This is a genomic window from Nonomuraea sp. NPDC050478, from assembly GCF_044458265.1.
In the GTDB taxonomy this organism is placed as follows: domain Bacteria; phylum Actinomycetota; class Actinomycetes; order Streptosporangiales; family Streptosporangiaceae; genus Nonomuraea; species Nonomuraea ferruginea.
This window is the reverse complement of sequence record NZ_JBITHT010000003.1, coordinates 704,278-722,800: the sequence shown is the minus strand read 5'-3', so window position 1 is coordinate 722,800 and position 18,523 is coordinate 704,278. Positions and strand designations below refer to the sequence as shown.

Annotated in this window: 17 protein-coding genes; 14 read left to right on the top strand and 3 right to left on the bottom strand. The window is 72.7% G+C overall.

Features of this window, described 5'->3' with window-relative positions:
• Positions 1–4: 4 nt before the first annotated feature.
• The 8 genes from ACIBF7_RS17790 (at position 5) to ACIBF7_RS17755 (ending at position 8,370) form a co-directional block, all read left to right on the top strand.
• On the top strand, positions 5–178 hold the full coding sequence (locus ACIBF7_RS17790) for an MbtH family protein (RefSeq protein ID WP_148030373.1): 174 nt from the start codon (positions 5–7) through the stop codon (positions 176–178).
• Positions 178–1,713: a tryptophan halogenase family protein gene (locus tag ACIBF7_RS17785; protein ID WP_148030374.1), complete on the top strand. Its 1,536-nt coding sequence runs from the start codon at positions 178–180 to the stop codon at positions 1,711–1,713. Before ACIBF7_RS17790 ends, ACIBF7_RS17785 begins: the two co-directional genes overlap by 1 nt.
• Complete coding sequence (locus ACIBF7_RS17780; RefSeq protein ID WP_148030375.1) at positions 1,710–2,216, top strand: flavin reductase family protein; 507 nt, start codon at positions 1,710–1,712, stop codon at positions 2,214–2,216. The genes ACIBF7_RS17785 and ACIBF7_RS17780 overlap by 4 nt, the downstream gene beginning before the upstream one ends.
• Positions 2,209–4,098, top strand: coding sequence for a RiPP maturation radical SAM C-methyltransferase (locus ACIBF7_RS17775; RefSeq protein WP_271276765.1), 1,890 nt, complete (start codon positions 2,209–2,211; stop codon positions 4,096–4,098). The genes ACIBF7_RS17780 and ACIBF7_RS17775 overlap by 8 nt, the downstream gene beginning before the upstream one ends.
• An 87-nt stretch (positions 4,099–4,185) precedes the next feature.
• Positions 4,186–4,917, top strand: coding sequence for a class I SAM-dependent methyltransferase (locus tag ACIBF7_RS17770; RefSeq protein ID WP_148030377.1), 732 nt, complete (start codon positions 4,186–4,188; stop codon positions 4,915–4,917).
• A complete protein-coding gene (locus ACIBF7_RS17765) occupies positions 4,914–6,026 on the top strand; it encodes a hypothetical protein (RefSeq protein WP_271276766.1) in 1,113 nt (370 codons plus the stop codon). Before ACIBF7_RS17770 ends, ACIBF7_RS17765 begins: the two co-directional genes overlap by 4 nt.
• Positions 6,023–7,219 carry a pitrilysin family protein gene (locus tag ACIBF7_RS17760; RefSeq protein ID WP_271276767.1) on the top strand — a complete coding sequence of 399 codons (1,197 nt, stop codon included), beginning with the start codon at positions 6,023–6,025 and terminating at the stop codon, positions 7,217–7,219. The genes ACIBF7_RS17765 and ACIBF7_RS17760 overlap by 4 nt, the downstream gene beginning before the upstream one ends.
• Positions 7,220–7,518: 299 nt before the next feature.
• Positions 7,519–8,370, top strand: a complete 852-nt coding sequence (locus ACIBF7_RS17755) for a nucleoside-diphosphate kinase (protein WP_271276768.1) — start codon at positions 7,519–7,521, stop codon at positions 8,368–8,370.
• A gap of 5 nt (positions 8,371–8,375) precedes the next feature.
• On the opposite strand, the gene ACIBF7_RS17750 is transcribed toward ACIBF7_RS17755, so the two are convergent.
• Together ACIBF7_RS17750 and ACIBF7_RS17745 are read right to left on the bottom strand one after the other, a co-directional pair.
• Positions 8,376–9,407: a GNAT family N-acetyltransferase gene (locus tag ACIBF7_RS17750; protein ID WP_271276769.1), complete on the bottom strand. Its 1,032-nt coding sequence runs from the start codon at positions 9,405–9,407 to the stop codon at positions 8,376–8,378.
• On the bottom strand, positions 9,407–10,255 hold the full coding sequence (locus ACIBF7_RS17745) for a GNAT family N-acetyltransferase (RefSeq protein WP_271276770.1): 849 nt from the start codon (positions 10,253–10,255) through the stop codon (positions 9,407–9,409). The genes ACIBF7_RS17750 and ACIBF7_RS17745 overlap by 1 nt, the downstream gene beginning before the upstream one ends.
• Positions 10,256–10,462: 207 nt before the next feature.
• Here ACIBF7_RS17745 and ACIBF7_RS17740 point away from each other — a divergent pair, with 207 nt between their 5' ends.
• From ACIBF7_RS17740 to ACIBF7_RS17715, 6 genes are all read left to right on the top strand, one after another.
• On the top strand, positions 10,463–11,668 hold the full coding sequence (locus ACIBF7_RS17740; protein ID WP_397197587.1) for a hypothetical protein: 1,206 nt from the start codon (positions 10,463–10,465) through the stop codon (positions 11,666–11,668).
• The gene (locus tag ACIBF7_RS17735; RefSeq protein ID WP_397197586.1) at positions 11,665–13,374 is read left to right on the top strand and encodes an aminotransferase class I/II-fold pyridoxal phosphate-dependent enzyme; all 1,710 of its coding nucleotides are present in this window, start codon (positions 11,665–11,667) and stop codon (positions 13,372–13,374) included. The genes ACIBF7_RS17740 and ACIBF7_RS17735 overlap by 4 nt, the downstream gene beginning before the upstream one ends.
• A gap of 5 nt (positions 13,375–13,379) precedes the next feature.
• Positions 13,380–15,221, top strand: coding sequence for a DUF4910 domain-containing protein (locus ACIBF7_RS17730; protein WP_397197585.1), 1,842 nt, complete (start codon positions 13,380–13,382; stop codon positions 15,219–15,221).
• Positions 15,221–16,432: an MFS transporter gene (locus ACIBF7_RS17725; RefSeq protein ID WP_397197584.1), complete on the top strand. Its 1,212-nt coding sequence runs from the start codon at positions 15,221–15,223 to the stop codon at positions 16,430–16,432. The genes ACIBF7_RS17730 and ACIBF7_RS17725 overlap by 1 nt, the downstream gene beginning before the upstream one ends.
• Positions 16,433–16,508: 76 nt before the next feature.
• Positions 16,509–16,652, top strand: a complete 144-nt coding sequence (locus ACIBF7_RS17720; protein ID WP_219543193.1) for a hypothetical protein — start codon at positions 16,509–16,511, stop codon at positions 16,650–16,652.
• 1 nt (position 16,653) lies between these two features.
• On the top strand, positions 16,654–17,745 hold the full coding sequence (locus tag ACIBF7_RS17715; protein WP_397197583.1) for an alkaline phosphatase family protein: 1,092 nt from the start codon (positions 16,654–16,656) through the stop codon (positions 17,743–17,745).
• Here the strand turns inward: ACIBF7_RS17715 and ACIBF7_RS17710 are convergent.
• A complete protein-coding gene (locus ACIBF7_RS17710; RefSeq protein WP_148030388.1) occupies positions 17,726–18,370 on the bottom strand; it encodes a hypothetical protein in 645 nt (214 codons plus the stop codon). The genes ACIBF7_RS17715 and ACIBF7_RS17710 overlap by 20 nt on opposite strands.
• Positions 18,371–18,523: the final 153 nt, after the last annotated feature.

The following is an 18,523-nucleotide window of genomic DNA, read 5'->3' as shown; positions in this document are numbered from 1 at the left end:
AGCGATGTTCAAAGTCGTCGTCAACCACGAGGAGCAGTACTCCGTCTGGCCCGAGGGCCGCGACAATCCCGCCGGCTGGACCGACGAGGGGGTCCGCGGCAGCCGTGAGGAGTGTCTGGAGCACATCTCGGCCATCTGGACCGACATGCGGCCGCTCAGCCTGAGAGGACAGCACTGATGATCAACGACGTGGTGATCGTGGGCGGCGGGACCGCGGGCTGGATGACCGCCACCTACCTCAAGAGGGCCTTCGGCGACCGGGTCTCCGTCACCCTGGTCGAATCGCCCCGAATCCCCACCATCGGGGTGGGCGAGGCGACCTTCAGCACCGTCCGCCACTTCTTCGACTATCTCGGCCTCGACGAGCGGGAGTGGATGCCGCAGTGCTCCGCCTCCTACAAGCTGGCCATCCGCTTCCAGAACTGGCGCGGCGACGGCACCCACTTCTACCACCCGTTCGAGCGGCTGCGGGTGAGCAACGGGTTCACCCTCGCCGACTGGCACCTGCAACTGAACGGCGCGGCCGAGCCGTTCGACCGGCACTGCTACCTCACCCCGTGGCTGTGCGAGGCCCGGCGCTCGCCGAGGCTCCTCGACGGAAGCCTCTTCGCCTCCGGGCTGGACGGCTCGCTGGGCCGCTCCACCCTGGACGAGCAGCGGGCCCAGTTCCCGTACGCCTACCACTTCGACGCCGCGCAGCTCGCCGCCTACCTCACCGGCATCGGCGTACGGGGCGGCGTGCGCCACGTGCTCGACGACGTCACCGCGGTCGGCCGGGACGAGCGGGGCTGGATCAGCCACGTCTCCACCAAGGAGCACGGCGACGTGACCGGGCAGCTCTTCGTCGACTGCACCGGCTTCCGCGGCCTGCTGATCAACCAGACGCTCGGCGAGCGCTTCCGCTCCTTCACCGACGTGCTGCCCAACAACCGTGCCGTCGCGCTCCGCGTCCCGCGCGAGGAGCAGGAGCTGATCAACCCGTACACCACGGCGACGGCCATGGACGCGGGCTGGATCTGGACCATCCCGCTCTACGGCCGCAACGGCACCGGCTACGTCTACTCCGACGAGTACTGCTCCCCGGAGGAGGCCGAGCGCACGCTGCGCGCCTTCGCCGCACCCGGCCGCGACGACCTGGAGGCCAACCACATCCGGATGCGGATCGGCCGCAACGAGCGTTCCTGGGTCGGCAACTGCGTCGCGGTCGGCCTGTCCAGCGGGTTCGTCGAACCCCTGGAGTCGACCGGCATCTTCTTCATCCAGCACGCCATCGAGCAGCTGGTCAAGCACTTCCCCGACGAGCGGTGGGAGCCGCGCCTGATCGACGGCTACAACGACAGGGTCGCCAGGGTGATCGACGGGGTGCGGGAGTTCCTGGTGCTGCACTACCGCGCCGCCGCCCGCGCCGACACGCCGTTCTGGAAGGAGACGAAGGTCCGCCCGATCCCGGAGTGGCTGGCCGGGTTCCTGCCGGTCGCGGCCACCCGGCTCCCGGACGAGAGCACGATCTACCCCTACTACCACGGGTTCGAGCTCTACTCGTGGATCACGATGCTGCTCGGCCTGGGCCACTACAAGCCCGGCCCGCGCCCCGCGCTCGCCCATCTCGACCCCGCGGGGGCCAGGGCGGAGTTCGCCGACCTGCGCGCCGGGGCCCAGCGGATGGCGGCGGCGCTGCCCGCCGCCCACGAGTACCTGACGAGCTTGCGTTGACCCCGCTCGCCGAGTCCTGCCGCGCGTTCATGAGCGCCTATCCGACGGGCGTGGCGGTGGTGACGGCGATGAGCTCGGACGGCGAACCCTGCGGGCTCACCTGCTCCTCGCTGATCAGCGTCACGCTGACCCCGCCGACGCTGCTGGTCAGCATGAACGTGCACAGCCGCACCCTGGCGGCCACCGTCGACGCCGGCGGATTCGGCGTCAACCTGCTGCCCGCCAGGTCGCGGCCGGCCGCCGAGCTGTTCTCGTCGCTCACCGCCGACCGGTTCTCCGCCATCCGGTGGGCTCCCGCGGGACCGCGGCGGCTGCCCCGGCTGGAGGAGGACCTGCACGGCTGGGCGGAGTGCGCGGTGGAGCAGGTCCTGACCGTCGGCGACCACGCGGTCGTGCTCGGCCGGGTGGTCGACATCGCCAGCGACCCCGAATCCCCGCTCATGTACGGCTTCCGGGAATACGCCACGTGGCACCGGGACGCGGAAAGGACCCTTCGTGCTTGACATCGCCCTGGTCAACATGCCGTTCGCCGACCGCAGGCGGCCGTCGTTCGCGCTGAGCCAGCTCTCCTCGCTGGTCCAGCGCGACTTCGGCGACGAGGCCAGAGTACGGGTCTGCTACCTCAACCACGACGTGGTGCGCTTCTTCGGCGCCGAGCTGTACGACGCCGTCGCCGAGGGCATGGAGCACCACGTCGCCGGCATCGGCGACTGGCTCTTCCGCCAGGTCGCCTTTCCGGACGCGCCCGACAACGGCGAGGAGTACTTCAGTCGCTACTTCGCCGGCCCCGCGCACGCGGCTCTGCGGGCCCGGCTGATGCGGCACCGCGAGCGGCTGGGCGAGTTCTGCGCCCACCTGGCGGAGAAGTACCGGCTGGCCGAGGCCGACGTGGTCGGGTTCAGCTCGATGTTCATGCAGACCGTGCCCAGCCTGGCCATGGCGGCCGTCGTCAAGGAGCGCTCTCCCGGCACCGTCACGGTCATGGGCGGCGCCAACTGCGAGGCGCCGATGGGCGCGGCCCTCGTGGAGCACGCAGGCCAGCTCGACTACGCCTTCTCGGGCCCCGCCCTGCGGAGCTTTCCCCGCTTCCTGCGCGCGGTGATCGACGGCGACGAGGAGACCCCGCACCGCATCCCCGGCGTCGTGTCGCGGCGCAACTGCCAGGAGGATCGCTACCGGCGGGCCATCGGCGCCGACACCGACATCGACGACTGCCTGGAGCCCGACTACGCCTCGTTCGTCTCGTCCTTCGACGAGCTGACCGCGGCCGTCGAGGACAAGGTCGAGCCGATCCTGTTCTTCGAGACCTCGCGCGGCTGCTGGTGGGGTGAGCGCTCGCACTGCACGTTCTGCGGGCTCAACGGGCAGGGCATGGCCTATCGCGCGATGACGCCGGACCGGGCCGTCGCCCAGTTCGAGCGGCTCTTCGAGTACGCGCCCTGGTGCACCGTCTACTCCTGCACGGACAACATCATGCCGCTGGAGTACCTCACCGAGGTCCTGCCCCGGCTGCGGCCGCCCTCCGGCGCGTCGATCTTCTACGAGGTCAAGGTCGGCCTCGACCAGCAGGACATGAGCGAGATGGCCAGGGCGGGCGTCGACCGGATCCAGCCCGGCATCGAGGCGCTGTCGACGGGCACGCTGAAACTGATGAAGAAGGGCTCCTCGGCGTTCCAGAACATCCAGCTCCTGAAGAACTGCGTGCGGTACGGCATCGCCCCGGCGTGGAACCTGCTCATCGGCTTCCCCGGCGAGCCGGAGTCGACCTTCGCCAAGTATCTCGACGACCTGCCGTCGCTGGCCCACCTGCCGCCGCCGGAAGGCGTCTTCCCGGTACGGTTCGACCGCTACAGCCCCTACTTCAACCAGGCCGGCGACTTCGGGCTCGACCTACACCCGGTGGACCACTACCGGCTCACCTACCCCTTCCCCGAGGAGTCGCTGAGCCGGCTGGCCTACTACTTCAACGACCGGGCTGTCGCACCGTACATGATCGGTGTGGCCAGGTGGATCCGGCCGCTCACCGCGGCCGTGGCCGACTGGTCACGCGGCTGGGAGGACGGCGACCCGCCCGTCCTGCGGCTGGAGGAGGAGGCCGGGTCGTGGTTCGTGCGCGACTCCCGCCCGGGGACGGCGTCCCGGTACGCGCTGGACGAGGCGGTGGCGCGCACGCTGCTCGTCCTCGAACGCCCCACCCGCGTGGACCGCCTGACCCCCGAGCAGGCCGGGCACCTCGGCGAGCTGCGCGAGCGCGGTCTGATCTTCACCGAGGGGGAGCGGGCGATGAGCCTCGTGCTGGCCGAGACCGGGACCGATCCGATGCCCCGGCCGAGGCGCTCACTGGTCAGCTCCCGCCGCCGGCCGCTCGTGCTGACGACCGGCTAGACGGCATCTTTGTGCCAGTCACGCGGCCGGGCCCGCCGGGCCTGCGGGCCCGGTGATGTGATCGAAGTCCCGACACCGGAGAGCGTGATGCACGACTTCGACCACTGGGCGGAGCTCTACCTCGCCTGGACCGCGATGGGCGGCGCCGATCCACGGGAGATCGCCTACTACCAGCGGCTGACCGGCAGTGCGGACGGGTCCGTCGCCGATCTCGGCATCGGCGCGGGCCGGCTGGCCGCCGAGCTCAAACCCCGGGTCGGGGTGGACGTCTCGGCGGCGATGCTGCGCGCGGCCCGCGAGCGGCTGGGCGACGGCGTCCGGCTGATCCAGGCCGACCTGGCGGCCTGCGAGCTGCCCGAGCCGGTGGCGCTGCAGTACTGCGGCCAGAACACCCTCAACCATCTGCCGCGCGGGGCCGTCCGCGACGCGCTGGCCTGCGCGTTCCGCAACGCCCTGCCGGGCGGGCGGCTCGCCTTCGAGGTCGTCCAGCCGCGCCCCGAGCGGCAGAAGGCCCGGGACGGCGTGCCCAGGCTGCGGGTCTGGGACGAGCGGCGGGCCGTGTGGGAGGTCACCCGCATGCTGGACAAGCAAGGGCTGGAGGTGGAGATGATCGGGCTGCTCGAAGCGCTCGACGAGCGCCGGGTGGTGGACCGGCGCTACTTCCCGCCGATCCGGATGTGCTTCCTGACCATGGCCGAGATCGAGCGGTGGGCGGGCGAGACGGGCTGGGAGGTGGAGAGCGCGCACGCCGGGTTCACCGGCGAGCCGCTCGCGCCCGGTTCCTCGACGGCCGTGTGGTGCCTGCGCAGGCCGGCATGAACGCGCCCGTCGTCAGCGCGGAGCAGGTGGTCGCGACCCTTGAGCTGATCAGCGGCCAGGAGCTGGAGACGCCCGGCGAGGTGCTCTACGCCGCCAGGCGCGAGCAGCCCTCTCTGGTGGCGACGCTGCTCAGCGCCTGGGAGAGCGAGGGGCGGCGGCTCAGCCCGGCCCTGGCGCACGAGCTGGAGCAGCAGCGCGGCCGGATGGCCTTCTACCGCGACCAGTGGGCGCGCCTGCCCGACCGGCCCGTCTCGCTCAAGGGGCTGGAGTTCGCCGACCGCTATCCGGGCGGCCTGCTCAGGTACATGAACGACCTCGACCTCTGGATACCCGACCGTGACCGGCTGTGGGCGCTGACCGGGTGGCTGCTCGCCGAGGGCTGGTCGATGCACACCGCCTCGTTCGTCAGGCTCGGCGGCGCGACCCAGGTGATCGTCAGCCTGCGACGCCTGCCGGGTGATCCGTACGCCCTGCCTTACGGGATCGAGCTGAGCACGCTCGCCTACATCGGCGACGGGATCGCGGCGCCGCACCGCACGGAGGCGCCGGCGGACCCGGTGGTCAAGAACCTCCTGGCACTGCTGTACGAGCGGTTCGAGCAGCCGTACCGGGTCAGGGACCTGATCGACGCCGCGCTGCTGCTCGGCGGCGCGGACGAGGCCACGCTCGCCCGGTGCGCGCCGGCGGTCGGCGCGGCGGAGCTCTGGCCCGAGTACGCCGAGCTGGCGAGGCTGCTGCGGCAGAGCCCTTTCGACGTGCCGGACCTGCCGGGCGAGCGCCGGGCACAGGTCAGGCAGAGCCGGTCGCGGCGGCGCGCCAGGGTGCTGAGGGCGCTGCGCCGGCCGCTCCGCCTGGCGGCCACGACGCTGCAGCTGCGCAGGCCGGGAACGGCGATCCTGGAACGGCTGAGCCCGCGGGCCGCGCTGGAGGCGGGGCTGATCCTTTTCGCGCTGCCGGTCGAGGGCGGCGAGCGTGCGGACGTGCTGACGCTGCGTGAGTACGGCGGGGCGATGTGGGCGCACACGCCGGTGGGACGGTTCATCCTGGTCCACGGGACTGAGGTGGACGAGGACCTGCTGGCCGGGGCAGAGCCGGTGGGCGCGCTGTGAGCCGCCCGGTCCACGTCGCCGAGCGCGGCGCGGCGCCCGCCTGGCTGGCGCATCGGCCCGGCGCCGCGGTGACCACGGTCAGCGTGTGGCTGCGCGCCGGTTCCCGGCACGAGCGGCCCGGCGTCGAGGGCGGCACCCACCTGCTTGAGCACATCCTGATGCAGGTCCCGTCGGCCGGCGGGGAGCGGGTGATCGACCTGCTGGAGGATCTCGGCGGCGAGGCGAACGCGATCACCAGCCGTGAGCATCTGGTCCTGTACGCGCGGGTGCCGAGCGAGGAGGCGGCCGCGGCGCTGGACATCCTGGCCCGCGCCCTGGCCGAGCCCGAGCTGAGCGCGCCGGTGCTGGAGGCCGAGCGCAAGGTCGTCCAAGAGGAGCTGCGGCTGGCCGCGGCGGACCCCCTGGACGTGGTCCACGACATCTTCTTCGGGCTGGCCTATCCGGGCCACCCGCTGGGCAGGCCGGTCGGCGGGACGATCGAGGAGGTCGGCAGGCTGGAGCTGGACGCGCTGCGCGACCATCACCGGCGCTTCCTCGGCTCGGCCGGCGTGGTGGTGTGCGGCGGCGCCGACCCCGACGACCTGCTGCGCGTCCTGGACAAGGGACCGCTGGCCGCGCTGCCGCCGTGGCAGGAGAGCGATCCCGGCGAGCCGCCCGCCTGGGGCGGCGGGCGCGAAGCGCTGCGGCTGAACGCCGACACCACCGGGGTGGTGCTGGGCGGCCCGGCGGCCGCGTACCGGGATCCGCTGCGCCACCGCTGGCCCGTGCTGATGGAGCTGCTGGCCGGGGCCAGCTCGGCGCTGCTCACCGAGGAGCTGCGCAACCGGCGGGGGCTCTGCTACGAACTGTGGCCGATGGTGGCCCCCTACCGCGACGCGGGGACCTGGCGGGTCTTCCTCGCCACCGCGCCCGAACATCTGGACGAGGTCGTCGGCCGCGCGACGGAACTGCTCGCCGAGCCGCGCTGGACGGAGGCGGAGGTGACGCGGGCCGCCAGGCGCGCTGCCGGGCTGCTGCGGCTGGAAGCGGAGCAGTCGCTGGAAGAGGTCCTGCTGTACGGCAAGCACGCCCTGGTGGCGGGCACCCCCCACTGGACCCTCGCCGACGAGCTCGCGGCGATCGAGGCGGTGCGCGGGCCCGGCCTGGCCGAGATCCCGGGCCCGCTCGCCGTGGCGACCGCGGGCGGCGCGTAATGGCGTCTTGCTGCCAACAAACGCGGCGGCCCGCGAGAAGGCTGCGGGAAACAGCGACCATGGGGCCCAGGAAATCGCCGTGTGGAAAGGAGAGAAATGGACCGGCAGCGTCGAGTCAGTCTTCGCCCCAAGCTGACCAGGAAATGAGGCAGGAAAACATGGACCGGCGCCATTTCGTCGTCCGTCGTCCCAAGCTCCGGAGAAAGTGAGACGATCCCATGGATCGGCACATCTACATTGTCATCAAACGCCCCCGCGTCCGGAAATCCCGTAAGAGCTAGAAACTGAGGAAGTGACGGATGGCCGAGATCGTGTGGGACAGGACGATCCTGTTCCTGTTTCCGCCCGACGCGTTGATGCGGCATCTCGTCACTCCGGTCCTGGAACGGCTGGAGGAGCACGGGTTCGAGCCGACTCGCTACGAGGTGCTGTGGCACCGGCCGCCCGGGCAGGACGCCTTCCAGGAAACCAAGATCACTTCCGTCTGGAAGGCCTACTTCTACCGGCAGGTCGACGTGGTGTTCGATCTCGGGCCGAGCCTCGCCCTGCTGGTAGAGGACAGGTCGTCCGCGCCGGAGCCGCACCGGCGGCTGCGTGCCCTGAAGGGCGCCAGCGACCCGGCGGCGGCCGAGCCCGGCACGATCAGGCGTGACCTGCGCGGCGTCAACGTGCTGCTGGACCTGGTGCACAGCTCCGACAGCCCGGAGGATTCCCGGCACGAGGCCGGGATCTTCATGGGCGACGGCCACGGCACGGCGCTCCACGGCGACCAGGGGCCGCTCCGCGACCTGGTGGCGCTCCTGGAGGCCGGTGTGCCGCGCGAGAGCAGGGAGTTCGACGACGTGCGCGCCGGGTTGCGCTCGCGGGTCGTGGCCGCGCTCTGGCACGAGCTCGACGACGGGGCGCGCAAGCTGGCCCCCGAGCTGGCCGTGTCGGCCAGGGACGGCGCGGGCGCCGAGCTCGCCGCGCTGCTCCCCGCCGGCCATCCGCTGGCCGAGCTCCTGGCCTGCGAGTTCCTGCCGGAAGGCGAGCGTCTCGACCTGCGGCGGGCGGCGGCCAAGCTCGCGGTCCACGGGGTGTCGATGGACCGATGGGAGCACGCGGTGCTGCAGACGTCGATGCTGTTCCCGCCGCTGCGCCGCTGGCAGTGAGCCCGTCACGGTGACAGGGTGGTCGTCCTGGCGCTCCACTCGATCAGCGGCTTGAGCTCCGGGTCCAGCGCCAGCACCCAGATCGGCAGCTCGACGGCCCGGCATCCCCGTGACAGCTTCGCCCGCCAGGCGCCGTGCCCGTAGTGCAGGCGGCTGACCCCGGCCTCGGCGGCGTGGCGGCCCGGCTCGTAGAAGGCGGTCGCGAAGTACGTGTGCCGCGCCTCGTGGACGTCGTACGCCATGGCCGTGCTCACGCAGTACCAGGTGCCCCGGTGGGGGACGAAGAGCCCGTATCCCACGAGCCGTTCGCCGAGCTCCGCGCCGAACAGCAGCGCGCCGCCCGAGCAGAGCGCCCGCAGGCGGCGGGCCACGGCCGCCGGATCGGGGCTGCCGCCATATTTCCGGGAATGTCCGCACTTCAGATCGACCATCCCCGGCACAGGCCGCCCGATCTCGGTCATGCGGAGCCGCACCCCCGCCTCCGCCAGCCGCCGCGTCTCCCGCCGCGCCTCCTTCGCCCGCCGCGCCGGCAAGGGCGTGCCCGGGGTGAGCTCGCACGAGTACGACATCGGCATCCCGGTGAAGCCCTGCCCGCCGAGCGCCCGCTCCAGCGCCGGCCCCCGCGTGTACAGGAACGCCACCGCCCGCAGCCCGCGTGCCCGCGCCCAGGCGACGATCTCGGACACCAGGGTCTCCACCGCCGCGGCGTCGTCCCCGGCCGGGCCGAGCGCGTGACACTCGTACCCGGGCAGCATGACCACCAGGTGCGGCGTGCACCCGGGCCAGGCCGCCCGCCGGGCCCGCGCCGCCCTGGTGGCCGCGCTCAGCGGCAGCTTCGGGGTGTCCGCCGTCAGCAGGTGCCCGAGGTCGAACACCTCGCCGGGACGCGGCCGCTCGACGACGGTCCCGTGCAGGATCGCCCCGTCCAGCTCGAAGGTGTACGGCGAGCCGGGCACCCGCCCGCCCATGGCGGCCAGCCAGCGGCCGGTGCTGAACAGCGGTCCCTCGGCCGGGAGCAGCCCGGCGGTCACCCGCATCAGACCTTGACCAGGCACGCGTCGAGCCCCAGGCGGCTCAGCCCGTGCCTGAGCTTGAACCGCGGGTTGCCCCGCCCGCCCTCCAGGACCTCGCACCCCTCGCGCACGGCCTGCTCGGCGGTCGCGGCGTGCAGGAGCGCATACGGGCTGAACCCGCCCGTCACGTCGTAGTCCACCCCGCACGCCCAGGCGTGGAAGCGGCGGCCGTCGCGCAGCGCGATCCCCGCGGCGACGAGCCGCTCCTCCTGGCGGATCTCGATGGCGAGCGCCAGGTCGCCCAGCCCGGTGACGAAGCCGGCGAACAGCTCGGGCGGGTAGAAGCCGCCGGTGCCGTGTCGGGCCGCGGTCCTGGCGCACAGCCGCCCGATCTCCATGAGGTCCGCCTCGCCCGCGATCCCGACCCGCTGCCACACGCCGGACTCCTCCGCTCTGCGCCGGCCCCGGCGCAGGTTGGCGCGCGCCTTCCGGGTGGCGTGGACGAAGGGGTGCGGCAGTCCGCGCAGGTCGAGACGGAAGCGGTCCTCGATGTGCTCGGCGGAAAAGCCCAGCTCTACGAGACCGGCGCGGAGCGGTGAGTCGTGCGCGACGTTGACGAACCCGTACCAGTCGGCCTCCAGCTCCAGGGCCAGGCCGCGCATCGCGTCGGCCACGGCCTCCAGCGCCGGCGCGCCGGGCAGCCAGGCGTCGTAACAGTGCCAGACGTGGCTCAGCAGGCCGCGCTCCGCGCCGGTCACCGGGTAGCGGGCACGCAGCTGGCCGAGGGGGTCCAGCCCGTCCATCAGCGAGACGGGAAGCACCGCGACCGGACGCCCGCCCTCGCGCACCACCAAATAGCGGAATGACTTCACGGCCCCCAGCGGATGACGGGCGTAGGACCGCAAATAGCGATGCCGATAGAAAACCGGCGCCCCGCAGGACGAGACAATCGCATCCCATTCCGCGCCGTCAAGGGCGTCGATTGACGTGAAGATGCCAATTTCCAGGCTGTCGCTCATATCGCCCTTTCGCCGACTGTAGAAACGATATTAAGCACAATGAACAGCGAGGAGAAAGCCGTGGCCCAAGTCGTCTTCCATAACAAGGTGGGCGGTTCCGAAACTCTGGAGGCCGCCGCCGGCCGGCCGCTCACGGAGGTCCTGACCGCCCACGGCATCCCCGTCAACGCGGTCATCACCACCCGCAACGGGAAGATCGTCCCCGAGGAGACGACGATCGTCGGCGAGCACGACGTCATCGAACTGCGCCAGGTGCGCCACTACGACCTCGACGTCACCCGCCGGCCCGCGACCACGGTGTACGGCACGCCCGACCCGATCTACACCAAGTCCATCCTGTTCGACACCATGGGCCGCCTGGAGCGGCGCGTGGAGCAGTTCGACGAGGAGAGCTTCGTCCGCTACGTCGAGGAGACCTTCGTCCAGAGCGTGCTCGGCCACGGCGTGCTCCAGGCGGACGACAACGTGGTCATCGGCCTGTCGGGCGGCCGCGACAGCGTCGCCTTCCTGAAGCTGCTCGAACGCACCAGGCACCGGCTGCCCGCCTTCACGATGACCTCGGTGACGATCACCGGCCTGCCCGACTGGGAGGAGCCGGCCACCTTCGCCGCCGCCCGCGCCTCGGCCGAAGGGCTCGGCATCGACCAGGTCATCGTCGACGCCTCCGACATCGAGCGGGTCTTCAAGCTCCGCCGCCCCTTCGTGGAGGCGATGAACGAGGTGGTCGGCGGCGACCGGAGCCACCTGAACATGGTCGTGGGCCACCAGGTGCTGCGGCGCATGCTGGAGGACCACGCCGAGCGGATCGGCGCCGGTACGGTCGCGTTCGGGTTCAACGGCGACGACCTGGTGGCCAGCATGGTCACGTGGCTCACCAGCGGCTTCCGGATGGGCGGCATCCCGGTCAGGCAGATCGGCGGGATGCGCTACGTCTTCCCGCTCTACCGCATCCCGAAGAAGGAGCTGACGATCTACCTGGAGCTGGTGGCTCCCGAGCTGAACCGCCAGGGCACCCCCGGCCGCTTCACCACCGGCCCGCAGGAGCGCTCGATGGCCTACGCCATGGCCGACCACCTGTACGGCCTGTGGCCCGGCATCGACTACTACCTGTTCGAGTCGTTCTCCACCATGCAGCGCTACATGTTCCCGCTGGTCGAAGAGAAGTGCCGGGTCTGCGAAGGCGTCTACGTCGCGCAGGAGGGCGTGCGCAATCCCGTCGACATCTGCGACGTGTGCGACTTCTTCGCGCGCCAGGAGTACGCGTGACCCGTTGGTACGCCGAGTACTTCACCGCCGACTACTGGAGCTTCGCCCGGCACGAGTACACCAGGGAGCGCACCGCCGCGGAGACCGCCTACCTGCTGCAGGTCCTGGGCGAGCACGCGCCGGGACGGCGGCTGCTCGACCTCGGGTGCGGCACCGGCCGGCACGCCGTCGAGCTGGCCCGCCACGGCTACCGGGTGACCGGGGTCGACGTGTGCGCGTGGGCGCTGGAGCAGGCCAGGTCGGCGGCCGCCCGGGAAGGCGTGCGGGTCGGCCTGATCGAGGGCGACCTGCTGGAGCGGGTCGAGCTGCCGGAGGCCGACGCGGCGATCTGCGTGCAGGCCTTCGGCTGGGGACGGGACGACGAGCAGCTCGCCCTGCTCCGGCGGGTGCGTGAACGCCTGGTGCCGGGCGGGTTGCTGGTTCTCGACCACTCGAACGTCGCGGCCATCCTGAGCCGGTACCGGGCCCGCGACCGCTTCGAAGCGGCCGGCGACACCTTCGACTTCCTGCGTTCCTACGACCCGCTGGACGGCCGGAGCCGCGGCGAGCTGCGCGTGGCGCACGCCGACGGCCGCGTCGCCGTGCTCCGCGACGACGTCAGGCTCTACCTGCCGAGCGAGGTCGTGTCGCTGGTGCGGGCCGCGGGCTTCGAGCTGGTACGGGCCGACGCCGGCTTCACCGCCGGCGCCGCCGTCCAGCCGGAGACCCGCTACGTCCAGATCCTCGCCGTCGCGGCGCCGCGCCCCCGTCCCGCCGTGCTCGGTCACCGGGGCCGCGGCGCCGAGGTGGACCTGCGGTGGGCGCCCGACGAGATCGACTTCGTACGGGACGCGATCGACGACGCCTGGGCCGCCGTCGGCGATCCCCGGGAACCCGCCCGCGCCTACTCCCTGGACGACCCGTACGGCTCGGGGAGCGCCGCCCCGGTGCTCGCCCGCCACTTCGGCGTGCCGCTCGACCCCGGCCAGGTGGTGACGGGGGCGGGCACGACCGGGCTGCTCCACGCGCTGGCCGGGCCCGGCAGGCTGCTGCACACCGCGCACGCCCACCCCGACCTGCCCGCCTGGTCCGCGCAGCGCGGCGCGGAGCTGCGCGTGTACACGCCCGGCCAGGACGTGGCGGGCGAACGGCCGACGACCGTCCTGCTGGAACGGCCCGGCGTGCGCGGTGACGTGCTGCCGCTGGAGCAGGTGGCGGAGCTCGCCGAGGCCGCCGCCGCCGCGGGCGGGATGCTCGTCGTCGACGAGGCCTGCGCCAACTACCTCGGCCCGCGGGCCAGCGCGGTGCCGCTGACCACCCGGGTGCCCGGCCTGGTCGTGCTGCGCAGCCTGTCGAAGGGCTACTGCTGCGGCGGGCTGCGCGCGGGCTTCGCGATGTGCTCCCCTGATGTGGCGGGCGCGGTCCGCCAGGCGGTGCCGCCCCTGGGGATGTCGGCGTTGTCGCTGGAGGTGGCGCTGCGGCTGCTCGACCAGGGCGACGTGCTGGCCCCGCTGCGGCAGGCCGTCGCGGCGGCCAAGCCGGAGCTGGTGGAGATGCTGAGCGGGCTCGGCTGCCGGGTGGAACCAGGGCATCCCGCGCTGCCCTGGGTGGTGACCGAGGACGAGCTGCCGCCGTGGCTGGCCGGGCGGCGGCTGCCGGGCCTGACCCGGGTCAGCGTGCCGCTCTCGGCCGTCCGCCGCGCCGCGCTCCGCCGGGCCGCGGCATGAGGACCGTGGGCGACGCCGTACAGGATGCGTTCGACCGTTGCGACGTGCGGCGGGCGGTCGAGGACGTCGCGGAGCTGGCCGCGTTCGACCGATACCAGGCGTCCGACGGGATCCGCGCGGCCGCCGAGTACGTCGCCGGCCGGGCGGAGCGGGCGGGCCTGAGCGACGTGCGGCTCCTGGAGTTCCCCGCCGACGGCGCCAGGCGCTGGTGGAGCTTCCGCGCCCCGCTCTCCTGGACCCCGGTGCGGGCCGCGATCGACGACGTCGTGCGCTACCCGGAGCAGCCGTTCGCGCTGGCGGCGGGTTCGGCGGCGACCCCGCCCGGCGGCGTCACCGTCCCCGTGGCGCCTCTGGCGGACGCCGGTGAAGGCGCGCTGGCCGTACACGACGACCCCGGCACGCCGGTGCCCGTCGCGATCGCGCGAGCCGCGCGCGCCGGCGCGTTCGGCCTGGTCACCGACCGCCTGCCCGGCCCCGGCAGGGTCGAGCTGCCGGCCGGGAGCGGCCTGGCCGCCTTCAGCGTCACCCCTGAGCAGGCGGCCGAGCTGCTGCGGCGCGGCCGGGTCCGGGTCGAGGTCGAGACGCACCGGCGGGCGGCCATGCCCGTCGTCACCGGGCTGCTGCCCGGGACGGGGCCGGAGGAGGTGCTGCTCTCGGCGCACCTGTGCCATCCGCGTCCGAGCGTCAACGACAACGCCTCGGGGGCCGCCGCGCTGCTCAGCGTGGCCAGGGTGCTCGGCGGGCGGCGGGGGAGGCGCGGCATCAGGTTCGTCTGGGGTCCCGAGTTCACCGGGATGGCCGCCTACCTGCACGACGTCGCCGCCCGCCCGCCGGTGGCCGCCGTGAACGTGGACATGGCGGGGCAGGACCAGCGCCGGTGCGGCGGGCCGCTCATCGTCGAGCGCAGCCCCGACCACCTGCCCGGCTTCGTCAACGCGCTCACCGAGCACGTCGTGGCGGCGCTGCCGCAGGACGCGCGCTCCTACTCGGGCGCGGTGGCCTGCGACACCTGGGCCTGGCGTGCCACGCCGTTCGTCGGGGCCTCCGACCACAGCCTGCTCGTGGACGCCTCCATCGGCTGCCCGACGGTGTCGCTCGGGCACTGGCCCGACCGGTTCAACCACAGCGCCGCCGACACGCTCGACAAGCTCGACCCGGCGGAGCTGCGCCGTACGGCCACGGTCGCGGGCGCGGTCGCGGCGGTGGTGGCCGGGCTCGCGGGCGAGCGCGCCGAACTGGAGGACATCGCGGTGGGCTGGGGGGCGGCGCGGTTGCTCGGCTGCCGGCAGGGGTCACGGGTGCTGCTGCGGCACCGTACGGCCGTCGCCCTGGGCGCCCTGGACGGCGCGGAGGCGCTCCACGGCCGCGCGGGCGGCCGGGCACGCGCCTGGCTGGCCGACCTCGCGGATCACGTGGCCGCGCTCTCACCGGCCGGAGCGGGCGCCGCGCTGTCGCCGGCGGGTGAGGGCGGCGTGCTGTCCCCGGCCGGTGAAGGCGCCGTGCTGTCACCGGCGGGTGAGCGCGCCGTGCTCTCACCGGTCGGTGAAGGCGGCGAGGTGTTCGCCGGGCCGGCGCTCAGTCGTGCCTGGGATGGGCCGTTCAACCTGCGCGGGCTGGCCGAGGCGGCGAGTCCCGCCGGGCGCGTGTGGCTGGAACGGCAGGCGGCGCGGGCCCGGGCCCGTTCCTACGCCCTCATGCTGGCCCTCGCCCACGGCATCGACGGCGCCAGAGACCGGGCGGCGCTCGCCGCGTACGCGGAGTGCGCGGCCGAGCTGCCGGTGCCGGAGGAGTTCGCGCACGAGTTCCTGGCCGTGCTCGTCGAGGCCGGCTGGGCGAAGGAGGGCTGATGCGCGAGTTGCTGCGCGACCGCCGGTTCCTGTTGCTGTTCTTCGGTCAGACGGTGAACATGATCGGGGACCGGGCGCTCCTGGTGGTGCTGGGCATCTACGTCAAGGAGCTGACCGGCTCGGACACGATGGCCGGGGTGGTGTTCATCCTGCTGGCGGTGCCGTCGTTCTTCGCGCCGCTGACCGGGCTGCTCGTCGACAGGTTCCCGCGGCGGAAGGTCCTGATCGTCAACGACCTGCTGGCCGGGGCGCTGGTGCTCTGCCTGCTGCTCGTCAGGCATCCGGGCGATCTGTGGATCGTGTTCGCGGTCACGCTCGGCTACGGCTTCGCCAACCACGTCTTCAACGCGGCCAGGGGCGGCCTGATCCACTCCATGGTCCCCGAGCGGCTGCTCGGCGACGCGAACGGGCTGCTCAGCTCACTCGGCCAGGGACTGCGGGTGCTCGGCCCGCTGATCGGCGCGGCGCTGTACGTGGCGCTGGGGCTGTCCGCGGTGGCGATCCTGGACACGGCGACGTTCCTGGTGTCGGTGCTGGTGCTGCTCATGCTGCGGCGGGCGCCCGACCTGGCCGCTCCGGCGCCGCGGGAGCCCGGCCGGTTCCGCGCCGATCTACTGGCGGGGGTGCGCCACATCATGGGCGACCGGGAGCTGCGTGGCGGCGTGCTGGCGGTGGCCGCGGCGCTGTGCGCGGCGGGGCTGGTCAACCCGGCCATGTTCGCCGCCGTGGAGCAGGGGCTCGGCCGGCCGGCCGCGTTCGTCGGGGTCATCGCCGCTTTCCAGGGCGCGGGTTCCGTCGCCGGGGGCTTCGTCGTCGCCGTGCTCATCAGGCGGTACGGGGAGCATCGCGCGGCGGCTGTGGGCTTCGGGCTCAGCGCGGCCGGCCTGGCCCTGGTGATTCCCGCGACGGAGGTGACGATGTGCGCGAGCGGCGTTCTGGTGGGTCTTTCCATCCCGATTTTCATGGTGGCCACGACGACGCTCGTGCAGCGCCGTACCACGAGCGGTATGCAGGGCCGCGCGCTTACCGCAATGGACGCGATCATCGACCTGCCGTTCGTGTTGTCCATGGGGATCGGGGCGCTCGTCGTGGGGTTCCTCGATTTCCGGGTGATCTACGCGGCGGCGGCGGTGATTTTCGCCATGGTGACCGCGTCAGTGCTGGTGGGGCGAGGGTGGCGGATTGATGCCATCCTGGCGAAAGTTGATTGACCAAAACAATCACGATTTTTATCGTTGAATCACAGAAAATGGGCTGAAAGGCCCGGCCCAATTCCAGGAGGCGCCCGTGTTGCATGAAAGCATCCAGACCAGTGTGAAAACCCCCATCATGACGACTCCGGAATTCGTCGAGAAAATGCTCGCCGCGCGCCAGGAAGTTCAGGTCGTGAAGTTCCGCACGACGTGCACCGACTGCGTGCCGAACTACTGACATGACCGAGGCCGGGACGTTCGCTCGCCCCGGGCTCGACCTGCGTGCCGTCCCCGGGCTGGTTCTGTCGGAACTGGACCGGGGCGGTCGCGGCGTGCTCGTCCTGGCCGTGGACGGGCTCTCCTGGCAGGTCGCCCGGCGCGTCTGGCGGTCCGCCGAGCTCTCCTGCCTGGCCTCCACCTTTCCCAGCACCTCGGCCACCGCGTGGCTCACCTCGGTCACCGGCGCGCCGGTGACCGAGCATCTGACGGTGGGCGCCGCCTATCGCGAGCGGGCCGGCGGTCCGCTCGTCAACGCGATCACGGGGGACGTCCTGGCGGGAGCGGCGGCGCCGCGCGAACCGGTCCGGCCGCTGCCCACGGTCTTCGAGCGGGCGGAGGGCGCCGAGGCGGTGGTGGTGGGCCGCGAGCTCGACCTGCTGTCCGGTCCCTGGGTGGACGCGCTCACCCGCGGCGCCGCGCGGCAGCCGGCGCGGGAGGCGCTGACCCGCGACCCGTACCGCCTGGTGGCGGGGGTGGCGGCGGACGTCGGAGCGGCGATCGGCGCGCGGCGGACCCGCCCGCTGCTGCTGTGGGTCTACGTCAACCTCGACGACCACCTGCACCGGCACGGCTACGACGAGCGGGCCGTAGGGGCGCTGGCCGAGCTGGAGCGGCACGCGACCGCCTGGGCTCGCCGGGGGTGGCACGTGCTCGCCTACGCCGACCATGGCCTGGTTCCCGTCGCCTCCGACCCCGGCCTGGCGCGACGCTGGGCGGAGGTGGACACGCCCAAGCTGTGCGAGCTGCCGGGCGGCGGGGCCGGCCGGGTGCGCTGGCTCTACCCGCACCCGGGCAGGGAGCGGGAGGTGGCGGAACGTCTCGCCGAGGCCCTCGACGGCCATGCCATGGTGCTGCCCGCGGCCGCGCTCGGCGAGCTCGGCCTGATGGAGTTCGCCGGCCCGGTGCGGGAGCGGCTCGGCGCGGTGATGGCGATCGCCACCTCGCCGCGCTTCCCGCTCCCCGATCCCGGACTGTCCTACGAGCACGGGGCGATCAGCGACGGGGAGACGCTGGTCCCGCTGGCGCGCTGGGTCAGATCCAGCCGCGCCTGACGGCCTCCGCCCCGGCCTGGAAGCGGCTGGTGGCGTTGAGGCGCTCCATCACTCCTGCCACCCGCCTGGCGAACGTGCGCTTGCTGAGGTGCAGCCGGGCGGCGGCGCGGTCGTCGGTGAGCCCGTCGTCGAGCGCCCGCAGCACCTCGTCCTGCCCCTCGTCCTCGTGAGCGCCGCTGCGCCGGTCGTCGAGGATGTGGCAGATGGTGTCGAAGACACCCGCCACGGAGGCCGCGACCACAGGATGGGGGATCCTCTCCAGCCGCCCGGTGTGGGCGGGGCCGGGGTGCGCGACGTAGGCGACCACGCGGTCCCGTACGAGCACCTGATAGGGCAGGCCGGTCACCGCCCGGACGGTCGCACCCGCCTGCCAGGCCTGCGCGAGAGGGGACGTGCGGCCGGGCCGGCCGGGCCCGTGGAGGATGCGGACGGCGACCCGGCGCCGGGCGAGCTGGGCGAACAGGCGCGGCAGGGCGGGGTGTATGCGCTCGGGCTCGGCGGACAGCACGAGCAACTCGGCGTGGGTCTGCTCCGCCAGTTCCAGCTCCAGGAGGGGGAGCCCGAGCTGCGCCGCGGAGTGGTCGGCGGGTTTGAAGGGGAGGGTTCTGCTGGTGTTAGGAGACATCGATACCAACCCGGTTGCCAGTCGAAGTATCACTACTTCGAACGCTAGAGGGGAGGTATGTGCATGCGATTTCGGTGCGTTATCGGTCACTCTGACTGAAGTGTCATCACAGTAGATGTGGACATTTTTTGTCATTTCTTGTTATATCGCCTA